Raw genomic sequence first — 14,363 nt, 5'->3', positions numbered from 1 at the left:
TGCCGCGCCGGCTCTGTATAAACAGGGTCGGCGCTCTTCTTTCTTTTTTATCTTCTTTATCTCTCGCATACACGCCTTTTTCGTTCCCCTTTTTTTAGTCCGCCGGCAAACGTCGATAACGGCTTTTTTCCGCCTTTACAGCCCTCAAACGCGGGACATAAAGAGCCGGCCGGTTCCCGATTTTTCCAAGCGGGAAACATTTTATCTGTCCCCTTTTTTATAGATTACGCATTTTTTATAGGAACAAGTTTGCGTTCGACGCATAACAGAGCAAAGATAAGTCCGCCGGCAGCGTTCGGGGCGAGCTGGCAAGGTGTTGCTCCTGCCCCGGGCAACGCCGCCTAGGTTCATCATCACGGATCAAAAAAGCACACAAGGAGGCAGGAGGCAGGGAATGAATATTTCCACGGTTACCAACCCGAAAATTCATCCTTTTCTATATGTCTATCGCAGCCGCGAAGATGATTTCTGGTGGTGTGCGATTCCCTATATCGATAAGCGGGCAAGACGACGACAGAGACGCTGCACTTTCCGCGACAGCAAGTATGGCAGTACCGAAGCGGCGCTCTATCAGGCGAGGCTGTGGCGCGACCGGCAGATCCAACGGCCGGAGGTACGTGCCGCCATGGGTAAGCATCGACCGCTGATCCTTTGCAGCACCGACGAACTGGATCACATGTCCGAAACCCGCAACCCCTTCGGTCTGGTGGGTATCACCGCCACCTTTCGCGACAAACCCCTGGGGGGTAACTTTTCGGTCACCGCCAACCGGGGGCGCAAGAAGTGGTTTTCCATGCGCCGTTACGGCGGCTATGGCGCTTTCCGCCGAGCGGTGGAGCAGCGCTGTCGCTGGGTCGGCGAACCGATGCCCGACGAAGAAGACCTCAGACGGCGTTATCAACACTGGGCTCGTCGCAACCGCGACACCCTGATCAGCCATCGGGTGGAAACCTGATACCCGCGATACAGAGCCGTCCATCCGGCGGCTCTGTTACCCTTCTTCCCTATCGACTGATCCCTTTGGTAACAACGCCCGAAAATAATGTCACTATATTAACTTTATCATTATAAATACTCAGTTCTTCCTGAACGAGAGAAGCCGGAATTCGAGCCTTCGAACCATTGACCACGCTTTTTTTGCCACTGTCCTTTCGATCACCTTTTTCGTTATTAAAATGAAATAACCTTTCAAATCAACAAGTTACACCTCAATCATAGAAGCAAAACCTCACCACTGTTCCCCCTTTTTCCCCTACTCCTAGTGTGCCTTGACACCCGAAAAAGTGCCGGGCTAAAGTGAAATTGAAGTTCATTATTCGAGAGATCAGGCATTATTTTAATGCTCTGACGTTTATTTGCGCCAAACCAACGGACCTCGCCCCTGGCCGGGTCATTACGACAACAAGGTTCCATAACAACCATCCACAACAATACGGCCCGACAAGAGCGGAACATCGCCGGGGCCAGGCTCGGGAAACAGGTAGTCAACATGGGTTTCTATGTATTACGGCGCCTGCTGGCGCTGATTCCCACCCTGTTCATCGCCAGTGTCATTGCGTTCACCGTGGTCCGTCTCGTTCCCGGTGATGTTCTCGACCTGATGCTCAGCGAGAACGTCTACTCTTCCGGCGCGCCGGAAGACCGGGCCCAGTTGGAACAAGCGCTGGGCCTGGACAAGCCTCTCTATCAGCAATACCTGCATTGGGCCGGCGATGCCCTGCAAGGGGATCTGGGAGAATCGCTGTGGCGCAATACCCCGGTCACCGGGGAAATCGCGGCACGCCTGGACGTCACTTTGGAGTTGGGCATTCTGGCGCTCCTGATCGCGCTGGCGATCGGGCTGCCCATTGGCATCTTCGCCGCGGTCCGGCAGGAAACCCTGGGCGATCATATTGGCCGCACCTTTTCCATCCTTGCCCTGGCCATGCCCAATTTCTGGCTCGGCACCCTGGTGGTGATCCTGCCGGCCTTGTGGTGGGGCTGGTCGCCGCCCAATGAGCTGGTGCCGTTCTTTGAAAACCCGCTGGAAAATCTCAAGACCTTCCTGTTGCCCTCCTTGATTCTGGGCACCTCGCTATCGGCGGTGATCATGCGCATGACCCGCACCATGATGCTGGAAGTGCTGCGTCAGGATTACATCCGCACCGCCTGGGCCAAGGGGCTGCGCGAGCGCCGGGTGGTACTGATGCACGCGGTGAAGAACGCCATGATTCCGGTAATCACCCTGGTCGGCATCCTGGTCCCCATCCTGTTCGGCGGCACCGTCATTATCGAACAGATCTTTCGCCTGCCGGGGCTGGGACAGCTGCTGCTGGAAGCGGTGAGCACCCGCGATTACCCGGTCATCACCGGCGTCTTTCTGGTCACCGGCGTGGTGGTGATGCTGGTCAACCTGCTGGTTGATCTGTGCTACGGCTACCTTGACCCCAAAGTTCGTTACGACCGCTGACGGAGACCGCCATGAGCCTGTCCATACAGACCCCCGCGGCCGCCGCTCCGGCCACGCCGCCGCGCCGCCGGGCCCATCCCAAAACGCTGCGTTTCCTGCGCCGGCTGTGCAAGGAGCGTCCCCTCGGCGCCCTGGGCGCGATGATTTGCCTGGTGCTGCTACTGACCGGCCTGTTCGCCGACGTCATTGCCCCCGAAGGGTTCAACGCCATTAATCCCATTGAACGGCTGAAGGCGCCTTCAGCGGAACACTGGCTGGGCACCGACCAGTTGGGGCGTGACGTCTTCGCGCGCATCGTGCACGGCGCCCAACTGTCGGTGATCGTGGCCTTCGCCGCCACCACCTTGTCGATTGTCATCTCCGCGCTGCTGGGGATTCTCAGCGGCTATTTCGGCGGCCGTCTGGACATGATCATTCAACGCCTGGTGGATGGCTGGATGTGTTTTCCCGATCTGATTCTGCTGATCGTGGCGGTGGCGGTCCTCGGCCCGGGCACCTGGCAGGTGATCCTTATTCTGGGCTTGCTGTTTGGTATTTCCGGCTCGCGCATCATTCGCGGCGCGGTGCTCAGTGCCAAACAGAACGTCTATGTTCACGCGGCGCAATCCATGGGCGCCTCCAGTCCCCGTATTTTGCTCAAACATATTCTGCCCAACGTCATGGCACCGCTGATCGTGCTTTACACCACGCGTCTGGCGGCGGTGATTCTGGCCGAATCCGGACTCAGTTTTCTCGGTCTCGGAATTCCGCCGCCGGAGCCGAGCTGGGGCGGCATGCTCAGCCTGGACGGCCGCAGTTATATGTTCCAAGCGCCGTGGCTGGCGATCGCGCCCGGCATCGCGCTGACCGTGGCGGTGTTCGGCATCAACATGTTCGGCGATGCCCTGCGTGACCTGCTCGACCCGAGAATGCGCGGCGGTGGCGGCCGCTATCTGGCCCGCGTCAAACGCACCATCGGCAGCTGACCGGCCCCTGGTTCGAGGAAGGGAGAGACCATGTCCACAGAAACTTCGACGGCGACGGCGACGGCCACGACCGCGCCGCGCACCGAGCCCGCAGCCACACTGTTGCGAGTGGAAAATCTGCACACCGTGTTCGAGAAGGACGACGGCGTGGTTCACGCGGTCAACGATGTCAGCTTCGACGTGCGCCGCGGAGAGGTGCTCGCTATTGTTGGCGAAAGCGGCTCCGGCAAAAGCATCACCGCCATGTCGCTGCTGCGTTTGATCCCCAGCCCGCCGGGGCAGATCATCGGCGGCCGGGTGCTGTTTGACGGACAGGATCTGCTGGATCTGCCCGACGACGCCATTCGTCAGCTCCGGGGCCGCGACATTTCCATGATCTTCCAGGAGCCGATGACCTCGTTGAATCCGAGTCTGCGCATCGGCCGGCAACTGGCGGAACCACTGCGCGTTCACGGCAGTGTGCCCAAGGACAAGGTTCGTGAGCGATGCATCGAACTGCTGCGCCAGGTGCGTATCGGTGATCCGGAAAAACGCCTCGACGCCTACCCCCATGAGCTATCCGGTGGCATGCGCCAGCGTGTCATGATCGCCATGGGACTGGCCTGCCTGCCCCGGCTGATCATCGCCGACGAACCCACCACCGCCCTGGACGTCACGGTGCAGGCGCAAATTCTGGAACTGCTGCGCGATATCACCCGCGCCAGTCAGTCGTCGATGATGCTGATCACTCACGACCTCGGCGTGGTGGCCCGCTACGCCGACCGCATCAACGTCATGTACGCCGGCCGCATCGTCGAGCGCGGCACCGCCCACGATATTTTTCATCGGCCGCGACACCCCTACACAGTGGGCCTGATGGAATCCATGCCACGGCTCAACGACGCCATTGGCAATCGTCTGACACCCATTCCCGGCTCGCCGCCGGATCTGTCCGATCCTCCGTCCGGGTGCCCGTTCCACCCCCGTTGTCGCTTCGCCCAGCCCCGTTGCAAGCAGGAACGGCCTCCGCTGGAGCGGCTAGATGAAGAACATTGGAAAGCCTGCTGGGTGAATCTCGATGACACACACTGACTCTCATACCGACGTCACCACCCCCTTGCTCCAGGTCAGCGGCCTGAAAGTACACTTTCCTTTGCGCCCGGGTCTGTTCGGCAAACCCGCCGCCATGGTCAAGGCGGTGGACGGTGTCGATTTCACCGTGCATCGCGGCGAAACCCTGGGCCTGGTGGGCGAATCCGGTTGCGGCAAGTCCACCACCGGTCTGGCGGTACTGCGTATGACCCCGCTCACGGAAGGACGCATCGTCTTTGACGGCGAGGATATCAGCCATCCGGACGCGGCCACCACGAAGCGGCTGCGGCGCAAGATGCAAATGGTCTATCAGGACCCGTTCGGGGCGCTCAACCCCCGTATGCGCGTACTGGATATCATCGGCGAACCGCTGCGCGTGCACCGGCTTACCCGCACCCGGGCGGAATACCGGGAACGGGTCATGGATCTGCTCGACCGGGTCGGTCTCAAAGCGGAAATGGCCGACCGCTATCCCCACGAATTCTCCGGCGGGCAACGACAGCGCATCGGTATCGCCCGGGCTCTGGCGGCGGATCCGTCACTGATCATCTGCGACGAGCCGGTGTCCGCCCTGGACGTGTCGATCCAGGCCCAGGTCATCAATCTGCTGGAAGATCTGCAACGGGATCTCGGCCTGACCTATTTATTCGTTGCCCACGACCTGGCGGTGGTGCGCCACCTTTGTCACCGCATCGTGGTGATGTATCTGGGGCGGGTAGTGGAAGTGGCGGATCGGGAGCGGCTGTATCAGGCACCGCGCCATCCTTATACCCAGGCGCTGCTGGGCGCCATTCCCATCGCCGATCCGGACCCGGAGGTCCAGGCCCGCTTCAACCCTTCGGTCGACGGCGAAGTCCCCAGCCCCATCGATCCGCCTCCGGGCTGCCCGTTCCATCCCCGCTGTCCCCACGCCACCGATCTGTGCCGCCGCGAGGCACCAAGGCCGCTCGACGTGGAAGACGGCCACAGCGTCGCCTGCCACCTTCACGACCCGTCCCGGGCGGCGGAGATGAATCACTCCGAACCTTCATACCAAGAACAAGCGAGGAACATCGCATGACTCTGCGCACCCTTCGAACCACTCTGGTTCTGGCCACGCTCGGCGCCGCCGGTGCTATCCAGGCCGCCGAGGAAGCAACACCCCAGCTCGGCGGCACCGTGAATATCTCCACCATGTACCGCACTCTGGATGCCACTACCTGGGATTTGCAGAACTGGACCTGGAAAGGCAACCACGACAATCTGCAACTGGAATCCCTGCTGCGCGGCGATCTGCAATACGGCCCGCGTGGCAAGAACGAAAATTCTTTCGTCGAGCAGGCCTATATTCCCTACAACCAGCTGGAAGGCAGCCTGGCGGAAAGCTGGGAGGTGAAGGAAGACCCCATGCGGGTGATCTTCCACCTGCGCAAGGGCGTCCAGTGGCAGGAAGTGCCCGGCGTGATGAAAAAGCGGGAGCTGGTGGCCAACGACGTCATCACTTCGTTCCAAAGCCGTGGCGAGAGTCCCCGCGCCATCCCCACCTTCTGGGATTTCATCGAGCGCTGGGAAGCGCCGGATGACCACACCGTGATCGCTTATTTCAACCAGTTCCACGGCAACTGGCCGTACCGGATTGCCTGGGGATACTACGACGGCATCTCTCCGCCGGAGTGGCAGAATCTCAGCGAAGAGAAACGCGCGGACTGGCGTAATGCCGCCGGCACCGGGCCTTATCGCATCGAAAAAATCGAGACCGGTCGTCAGCAGGTGTACGCGAAGAACGACGACTATTGGGATTCGGTGACCCTCAACGGCAAGGAATACCCGCTGCCGCTGAACGATAAAGTGGTCTATCACATCATCAAGGATGAGGCGAGCGCGGTGGCGGCGCTCAGTTCCGGCCGCATCGATATCATGGAGGCGATCCGCTGGCAGTTGGTGGATCAGTTGAAGAAAACCGCGCCGGAGCTCCAGTTCCGCAAAAACCTTTCCACCAATGGCACTTACATCGCCCTGCGCACCGATCAAAAGCCCTTCAATGATGTACGCGTGCGCCGCGCCCTGAACATCGCGGTGGACCAGAAAGCCATTCTCTCCTCGCTGCTCAACGGTGAGGGCGAATTGCTCAACTACCCCTTCGCGCAGCGCTGGACCGAATTCTACACCCCGCTGGATCAGCTCTCCCCCGAAGCCCGTGAATTGTTCGAGTACGATCCGGAGAAAGCGAAAAAACTGCTGGCCGAAGCCGGTTATCCAAAAGGCTTCAGCTTCGATCTGCAGGTCTGCTCCTGCAGCCCCTACCACATGGATGTGGCGCCCATGCTGCAGGCTTACTACCAGCAGGTCGGTGTGAAAGTGAACATCAAGACCATGGAGTATGGTGCCTTCCGCTCCAACATGCGCGGCAAGACCCAGGCCGGCGGCTATCTGATGAACAACGGCTCCGGTAACCCGATCCAGGTCCTGCGCAAGAGCTTCCGCACCGATCAGACCTGGAACGCTTCCTGGTACAGCAACGAGGAGTTTGACCGGAAGATCGACGCCGCCATCAAGGAACCGGACACCGAGAAACGCAATGCGATGCTGAAAGAGTTGAATGATTTCATCATCGAGGAAGCCGTGCCGCACGTGTGGCTGCCCACGGAAATGGGCTACTCCGCCTGGTGGCCGTGGGTGAAGAACTACTACGGTGAGCAACGTATCGGCGCGGTCAAACCCAACGCCATCTACTCACGCATCTGGATTGATCAGAAGATGAAGGAAAGCATGGGCAAAGCACGCTGATCACGGCACCGCTTCCCGCAACACGGCCCCCAGGGCCGTTTCCCCCGCGCCCGGCTCATGCCGGGCGTGTCGTACCCAGTACAGCGGCCGAACCAAACGCTGGTGCGGCCCCGGTACCGTACCCAGCCGACCGTCGGCCAGTGCCGCGCTCACACTGGTCTCGCTGACATAGCCGACACCAGCCCCGGCCACCAGCGCCTGGCGCACCGCCTCGCCGGCCCCCAGTTCCAATATCCGCTCCCGCCGTGGAAACGCCGCCCCCAGGTTGCTCTCAATCACCGCCCGGGTACCCGATCCCGGTTCGCGCATCACCCAGGGCCAACGCGAGGCGTCCGCATGCAGCGCCGCCGCCACCGGCGGCGCCGCCACCCGCAGCAGCACGTCGTCGCGCCAGTGCCGCACTCGCAGCAAAGGGTGGGACACCGGCCCCTCCACCAGCGCCAGATCCACTTTCAGTTCCAGCAGTAATGCCACCGCCTGGCGGGTATTGACCACATCCATCCGGACCCGCGCCCGCGGATGGCGCTGCCTGAATGCGGATAGCAATGGCGGCAGATAGTAATTGCCCAAAGTGTGGGTGGCGGCCAGCATCACCTCCAACGGGGGCGACTGGAACAGCCTCTCGCAACGGGCGAGCTGTGTCAGCAAGGCGCGGGCTTCCGGAATCAGCGCCCGCCCCCGGTCATTCAGAACCAGCCCGCGACCAACACGGTCGAACAGCCGTGCGTCCAGCCGCTGCTCCAACTGCGCCAGGCCCTGACTCACCGCCGGCTGGGTCAGCGCCACCCGTTCCGCCGCCGCCGCCACTGAACCGGTTTCCGCCACCGCCAGGAACAGCCGCCATTGTTTTAGTGTCGTTTCATTCATAAATTTATTTTAGTTATAAGTTTATAATTATCAAATATTATTATTTATGGCGCTTCGGCATAGTGGCTTGACCTTGCCAAAGGATCAAAGGAACCACCGATGCGCACACTCTCTCTCGCCCTGCCCCGCCCCCACTGGCCCATGGCGCTGCTGGTCCTGGCCTGCGCCCTGGCCGGAATAGGGCTGGCCCACAGCCGGCTGGCTCAACACTGGGGGCTGGGCGCGCTGGCCCTGGCCATGCTGCTCGGCCTGGTGGTGGCGCAACCGCTGCCGGCATCGCTGCGCGAGGCGGGCGGATCCGCGCTGGCACTGTTCAAGGGCCCCATTCTGAAAATCGCCATCGTCGTCTACGGACTGCGCATCCCCCTGGACGCCGTGAGCGAGCTGGGCCTGGGCGTGATCGCCCTGAACGCGGGACAAATCGTCTTGAGCCTTATACTCGGCGGCTGGCTGGGGCAGCGCTGGCTGGGCATGAGCCGCGCCGCCGCGCTCTCCATCGGTGCCGGCAATGGTATCTGCGGTGCCGCCGCGGTGCTCGCCGCCGAGCCGGTGCTGGGAACCCGCGACCGGGATACCGCCATGGCGGTGGCGGCGGTGGTGGTGTTCGGCACGCTCAACATGCTGCTGTTACCACTGCTGTATCACCATCTGCCAACGCTGTTTCCGGACCAGAATCACTTCGCCGTGCTGGTGGGAGCCAGCGTCCAGGAGGTGGCCCAGGTGATCGTCGCCGCCCAGGCCATGTCGCCGGCGCTGGTGGACAGTGCCCTGCTGGTTAAAATGGTTCGGGTCATGATGCTGGCGCCGGTACTGCTGATACTGGGCATGGGTGCGCACCGCGCCGCCGCCGCTGGCGCCGGTACCAGCATCGCAAACAGTGCCATCAGGGCACGGCCGGTGCTGCCCGCTTTCGCCTTCTGGTTCGTCGGTGCCCTGGTGGTCAACGGCCTGGGCTGGGTGCCCGATTCCCTGGCTTCTCCTCTGGCCGGCCTGGACGACATTCTGCTGGCGCTGGCGATGGCGGCACTGGGCTTGAGCACCCACTTTGATTTGCTCCGCCGGGCCGGATGGCGGCCTCTGGCCCTGGGCGCGATTCTCTGGCTCGCCACCCTGGCGGTGGTCTTCGCCGCCCTGTTGAGCGGGGCTGTTTGAATGTCTTTTTAAGGAAAGCCGTGTAGCCCCTCCATCAGGGACAGCGGGTCTGTGCGGAGGCCTCCCGCCACCGCCTGCCGGTTCCGACCGGGCTGGCTTATACTCCGGGCAAAATAACAAAGCCAGGCACCCGCCCCGGCTCAGGAGAGCACTATGGTTTCAGCCCCGACCTCCACGCCCTTGGCACAACCGGATTTTGAAAGTCTGGTGCAGGCCGCCGGCGACATCATCTACACCCTGGATCTGGATGGCCGCTTCACCTTCTGCAATCGTGCCATGGAAGAAGTACTCGGTTATCACCGAAACGAGCTGCTGGGCCAGCACTTCGACACTCTGCTCACGCCTGCCACCGCGCCAGTGGCCAGCCAGCATTTTCTCAACGGCGTGGCCGGCCGCCGCATCGCTCCGTTCTTCGAGGTCGAGGCTCTCCACCGTGACGGTGGCAAAGTACATTTGGAAGTACGCGCCGCCAGTCTGGTGCGCGAAGGTCGCGTGGTTGGCCGGCAAGGCATAGCCCGGGACATCAGCGAGCTGAAGGCGTTACAGGCGCAGGTACAGGAAAAATCCCGCCGTATGGCGTTATTGGACGAACGCACCCGCATCGCCGCCGCGCTGTATTCCCGGCTCACGGAATTGCTGTACGGGGACGAGGATCAGGGCGAACCTTCCGGCACCGTGTTTGGCGAAATGGAAGACACGCTCAGCCGGCTCAGCGCCGCCCGCCACGGGCTCGGCGAGCAGGATCTGAAGATCCTCAACCTGCTGGCCGCCGGCCATTCCAATAGCGAAATCGCGGAATATATCTGCCGCAGCCCCCACACAGTGAAGGACCATGTGCGCCGCATCATGCAGCGCCTGGGCGCCAAGCGCCGCACCGATGCGGTGGCCAGGGCGTTGAAACTGGGTCTGATCACCCGCGCCTGACACACCCCGCCATTTCCCCCGTTTTGACGGGATTCTCCCCCTTTGGGGGGATATCGGGCCCACCCGGTGCCATCGACAATATTCCGGCTATTGAGCACTCCGCTTCGATAGCCCCCTATCCCGATAATCCATCCCGATAACAATGGCGGCGCATCGTCGTCGTGGAGAACAACAATGACATTGCTTTTCCGTTGGCTCGGCCACTTCCCCTTTCTGAAAACCGTCACCGGTACCGGCGTGCTCGCCGCTCTCACTCTGATGCTGGCGGCCTGCGGCGGCGACTCTTCCGATCACGGCAGCGAGTTCAGTTGTGCCGCCCGGCATGATTGGCCCAGCGACGGACTGAGCGTGGACAACGCACGCCACGTCGATGCCAATCAGTTCATCTCCGTTGACCAGCTCAAGCAATGGCACCGCGAACTGGATGCCCTGGGACTGCGCGACACCGGCGGGCCGGCGGAGGACGCCTATATCCGCACACTGGCCGGGCGCCTTGACTGCGCCGGAGTCCGCGACGTGGTGCTGGAACCGGTAACCTTCCCGCGCTGGTCCACCACCGACTGGCGTCTGACGCTGAATGGCGAGCCGTTGCGGGTTGCCTCCTATATCCCCTACTCAGGCAGCACTCCGGAGCATGGCGTGACCGCACCCACCGTCCATGTGGATATTACCCAACCGGTGGACCCGTCCACCGTGGCCGGCAGAATCGTGCTGTTCGACGTCCCCAATGTCACCGTGCCGACGCGGTTCTTTCTCGATAACGCCATGCACGTGTGGGATCCGTTGTCCTCGTTCTCCCCCGACGAGCTTTACTCGCGCCCGTATCTGGCCATCGATGCGGTAACCCGTACCCTGGACGCGCTCGGCGACACCGAAGCGGTGGGCGCCATCGGCATCCTGCAAATGCCCTATGAAACCGCCCATGGTTCCTATTTCCCTTATGACGGCATCATCCGGCGGGTACCGGCGCTGTACGTGGACCGGGACCTCGGCGAGCAATTAAAGGGACTCTCCAATGGTACCGAGCTGACGCTTCATCTGCCCGCCAGCGTGGCCGACACCGCCACTCACAATGTGGTGGCCATGATCCCCGGCGCCAGCGATGAGATCACCGTGATCCACAGTCATACCGACGGCACCAATGGCCTGGAGGACAACGGGCCGGACGCCATCATCGGCATCGCCCAGTATCTGGCGCGCCTGCCGCAATCGGCGCTACCGCGTACCGTGATGGTGATGTTCTCCAGCGGTCATTTCGCCGGTGGCGTCGGCATTGAAGGTTTCCTGCGGCAACATGCGGACGACGGCCTGCTGGACCGGATCAAGTCCATCATCACCGTCGAACACCTGGGAGCCCAGCGTTGGGAACCCGACGGCAACGGTATTCTGCAACCCACCGGTCTGGATGAACTGGCCTGCTTTTTCGCCCCGCGAATCCAGAGCCTGGCCGACGCCGCCTACCGGGCCTCCGAAGCCGCTGACGCCGGCCCGGTGATCATCTCCGCCCCACTCAACCCGGATGCCGACGCCAGCAAGCATGAAGCGGTCTGGCCCGGCGAGGGGCAATACTTCTACAGCCACAACAAAATGTCGGACGCCAATTACATCACCGGCCCCAACTACCTGCTCAACTGGGGCGTGGACACTGTTGGGAAAACCGATTTCCAGCGCGTGCATTCGCTAATGGTGGCCTTCACCCGCATGGTGCTCGATCTGAGCAAGGTCCCCGCCGAGGACCTTACCACCCTTAGCGAGACCATCGAGCCAATGGCACCCTGACCCTCCCTCCCCAATACCCCCCCTTTGGGGGGTATCGGCCCCCTCCGGGGCCATCGATAATGACCCTGTTCGTGACCGACCACCCTCAACTTAAAAGAATCAGGGATATGAGCAGGTACAAGGATCCGTCTTTCCACTCCGCTTTTCTTTTCTTGTTTGCCGCACTCGTTTTGAGTGGATGTGGCGATGACGAATCCAGCGGCGATGCCAACACCGCCGCGGCAACGCTACCCGCCTATGAACGCATTCCCGATTGCGACGGCCTGGCCGCTCTCCTCGGGGACCTGGTCAGCGGCCTGACGCCCGCCGACGATGATGGCGAACCTGGTCGTTATCAGGAAGATGGCCGCTATGGCGTCAACTGCACCTGGCTGACACCCCGGGTGCGGAACGACAACGCTTTCGAAATGGTCAAGGGCGGCAGCCTGACGGTCGGCATCACGGTGGATCCGCGGGACAGCTCCGACGAGAAAACCCTGCGTGACCTTGGCATGGTGTATGACGATGCCCGCGTCGAAGCGCTTGGCGGTTATGTCGTCGACATGGGCGGCAAACTCGACCCCGCCGCCCAGTTGGGCATGGTCGGTCCACAAGTCGTGGTTGGCCACGTCAACATTTCCTTCGCCGCCGGCGGACTGTACTTGCAAAAGGTGGAAGAACTGAGGAACGTCACCAATGATCGCGTCATCGAGGCCGCGGTCACGCTGCATCGTTCACTGCGATAAGCCCGATCAGGACTCATCGACCCGTTTCACTTCAAGGAGAGGAAACCATGCTGAAATCCATTCTGCCCCGTCTGTTGGCGGCCTCCATCACCATCACCGCTTTCGGTTCACTGCATGCGCAGTCTCCCGAAGCCGCCCCCAACATGGCCCAGATGGGGCATCAATTGGCCACTTTCAGCGGCAGCATGCACTCTGCGGCCGAAGTATGCGGCGATTATACCAAGGACCAACTGGCCGACATGAAAGCTAAGCAGAAACAGCAGATGTCGCAAATGGGTCTCACCGCCGAGGAGTTCGACACCGCCTTTGACGCTGGCAAGAAAAAAACCGATGAGCGTTGGGACACCATGTCCAAGGCCGAGCAAGAATCCGCCTGTGAGGAACTGCAGCAACAGATGAGTCAGGCCTTCAACGGCATGATCAAGTAGTCCGGCTCACGGGATCGGCGGGATCTGCTACACTGTCCCCACCACGGTCACCGCCATTCCCGTCATGCGTTTTGTAGCTCTCTTTTCACTCGCCCTGTCGCTGTGGGCTTCATCGGCCACGGCGGCGGACGCGGCCCGGGACGAAACCCGCGACGCCCTGCTGCGAGAGCGGCAGGAACTGAGTGAGCGGGCGGCGGCCCTGGCCGACCAGCAGGCCACCACACAACGGCTTTTGGAACAGCAACAGGCCTACCTGGACGCCCTGGAAAAGGAAATCCAGTCATTGAAAGCCGCCCCGAAGTCAGATCAGAAAAACTGATCAATTCGTTTCAGTCAGTCCTCTCCCTCTTCCCGGGCGTCAACGCTATCTTGGGCTCTCCCATCCTCAACAGGAGAGTCCGATGAAGCGCGTTCTGGTTCTTTACTACTCCATGTACGGTCATATCGAAAGTCTGGCCCGAGCCGTGGCCGAAGGCGCCGCCAAGGTCGACGGCGTGGAAGTGGACGTCAAACGAGTGGCCGAGACCATGGATCCGGAGGCGTTCAAGAACGCCGGTGGCAAAACCGACCAGACCGCCCCCGTGGCCAGCCCGGCGGAACTCAAGGACTACGACGCCATCATCATCGGCACCCCCACCCGCTTCGGCAACATGAGTGGCCAGATGCGCACTTTCTGGGACCAGACCGGCGGGCTGTGGGCCCAGGGCGCCCTGGCCGGCAAAGTCGCCAGTGTGTTCACCTCCACCGGCACCGCCGGCGGCAAGGAAACCACCATCATCAGCACCTGGCTGACCCTGGCCCACCACGGCTTCATCATCGTGCCACTGGGCTATGCCGACCCCGGTCAGGAGCAAATGGACATCAGTGAAGTACATGGCGCCTCCCCCTACGGAGCCGGCACCATCGCCGGTCCCGACGGCAGCCGCCAGCCCAGCACCAAGGAACTCAATCTGGCCCGCTACCAGGGTGAACAGGTAGCCCGCCTGACCGCGAAACTGTGACATCCAATTCAGCCTGACACTTCTCTCGTCTTGCTCTGATCCCCCCTTTGGCCGCCTTCCCCCTCCCTTACAGGCGGCCTTTTTTTCCTCTTCCTGCCCGGATAAACGGCGCCCTCTGGCACAGAAAGGGCTACGAAGCTACTGTGGGAGATTCTATGGTGCCCTGCAACGCTTAAAAGAGCTTTGCGGGGCAATATTCTTGTTGCTGCTTCATCAGGGCGAAGGCGGTGCGGGCG

Annotated in this window: 14 protein-coding genes; 13 read left to right on the top strand and 1 reads right to left on the bottom strand. The window is 61.6% G+C overall.

Translation table 11 applies throughout. The features are described 5' to 3' along the window. Positions 1-394: 394 nt before the first annotated feature. The 6 genes from CRO06_RS04110 to CRO06_RS04085 all read left to right on the top strand — a co-directional run bounded on the left by CRO06_RS04110 (position 395) and on the right by CRO06_RS04085 (position 7,251). Positions 395-955: a hypothetical protein gene (locus CRO06_RS04110; protein ID WP_022995719.1), complete on the top strand. Its 561-nt coding sequence runs from the start codon at positions 395-397 to the stop codon at positions 953-955. 534 nt (positions 956-1,489) lie between these two features. Continuing rightward, entirely contained in the window at positions 1,490-2,449 is a 960-nt protein-coding gene (locus CRO06_RS04105) for an ABC transporter permease (protein WP_022995718.1), read from the top strand. Positions 2,450-2,460: 11 nt separating this feature from the next. Beyond that, complete coding sequence (locus CRO06_RS04100) at positions 2,461-3,414, top strand: ABC transporter permease (protein ID WP_022995717.1); 954 nt, start codon at positions 2,461-2,463, stop codon at positions 3,412-3,414. A 30-nt stretch (positions 3,415-3,444) separates the two neighbouring features. Then, positions 3,445-4,485, top strand: a complete 1,041-nt coding sequence (locus CRO06_RS04095) for an ABC transporter ATP-binding protein (RefSeq protein ID WP_097057789.1) — start codon at positions 3,445-3,447, stop codon at positions 4,483-4,485. After that, complete coding sequence (locus CRO06_RS04090) at positions 4,472-5,545, top strand: ABC transporter ATP-binding protein (protein WP_179746458.1); 1,074 nt, start codon at positions 4,472-4,474, stop codon at positions 5,543-5,545. Before CRO06_RS04095 ends, CRO06_RS04090 begins: the two co-directional genes overlap by 14 nt. Then, positions 5,542-7,251 (top strand): ABC transporter substrate-binding protein, encoded by a 1,710-nt coding sequence (locus tag CRO06_RS04085; RefSeq protein ID WP_080531335.1) that lies wholly within the window; start codon positions 5,542-5,544, stop codon positions 7,249-7,251. The genes CRO06_RS04090 and CRO06_RS04085 overlap by 4 nt, the downstream gene beginning before the upstream one ends. On the opposite strand, the gene CRO06_RS04080 is transcribed toward CRO06_RS04085, so the two are convergent. Next, positions 7,252-8,118 (bottom strand): LysR substrate-binding domain-containing protein, encoded by an 867-nt coding sequence (locus tag CRO06_RS04080; protein ID WP_097057788.1) that lies wholly within the window; start codon positions 8,116-8,118, stop codon positions 7,252-7,254. Between the two features lie 99 nt (positions 8,119-8,217). Between CRO06_RS04080 and CRO06_RS04075 the strand changes: the two genes are divergently transcribed. From CRO06_RS04075 to wrbA, 7 genes are all read left to right on the top strand, one after another. Next, positions 8,218-9,270 (top strand): YeiH family protein, encoded by a 1,053-nt coding sequence (locus CRO06_RS04075; RefSeq protein ID WP_097057787.1) that lies wholly within the window; start codon positions 8,218-8,220, stop codon positions 9,268-9,270. A gap of 153 nt (positions 9,271-9,423) precedes the next feature. Next, the gene (locus CRO06_RS04070; protein WP_022995711.1) at positions 9,424-10,194 is read left to right on the top strand and encodes a helix-turn-helix transcriptional regulator; all 771 of its coding nucleotides are present in this window, start codon (positions 9,424-9,426) and stop codon (positions 10,192-10,194) included. A 174-nt stretch (positions 10,195-10,368) separates the two neighbouring features. Next, the gene (locus tag CRO06_RS04065; protein WP_097057786.1) at positions 10,369-11,973 is read left to right on the top strand and encodes a zinc-binding metallopeptidase family protein; all 1,605 of its coding nucleotides are present in this window, start codon (positions 10,369-10,371) and stop codon (positions 11,971-11,973) included. Between the two features lie 107 nt (positions 11,974-12,080). Further along, the gene (locus CRO06_RS04060) at positions 12,081-12,698 is read left to right on the top strand and encodes a murein transglycosylase (protein ID WP_026948701.1); all 618 of its coding nucleotides are present in this window, start codon (positions 12,081-12,083) and stop codon (positions 12,696-12,698) included. A 47-nt stretch (positions 12,699-12,745) separates the two neighbouring features. Beyond that, positions 12,746-13,126, top strand: a complete 381-nt coding sequence (locus CRO06_RS04055; protein ID WP_022995708.1) for a hypothetical protein — start codon at positions 12,746-12,748, stop codon at positions 13,124-13,126. 64 nt (positions 13,127-13,190) lie between these two features. Continuing rightward, positions 13,191-13,445, top strand: coding sequence for a hypothetical protein (locus CRO06_RS04050; RefSeq protein ID WP_097057785.1), 255 nt, complete (start codon positions 13,191-13,193; stop codon positions 13,443-13,445). An 82-nt stretch (positions 13,446-13,527) separates the two neighbouring features. Further along, positions 13,528-14,127, top strand: coding sequence for an NAD(P)H:quinone oxidoreductase (gene wrbA, locus CRO06_RS04045; protein WP_097057784.1), 600 nt, complete (start codon positions 13,528-13,530; stop codon positions 14,125-14,127). Positions 14,128-14,363: the final 236 nt, after the last annotated feature.

The sequence above is a fragment of the Alloalcanivorax xenomutans genome (genome assembly GCF_900217905.1).
Classification (GTDB): domain Bacteria; phylum Pseudomonadota; class Gammaproteobacteria; order Pseudomonadales; family Alcanivoracaceae; genus Alloalcanivorax; species Alloalcanivorax xenomutans.
The sequence above is the reverse complement of the archived record's forward strand: the minus strand, read 5'-3'. Positions and strand labels throughout refer to the sequence as shown.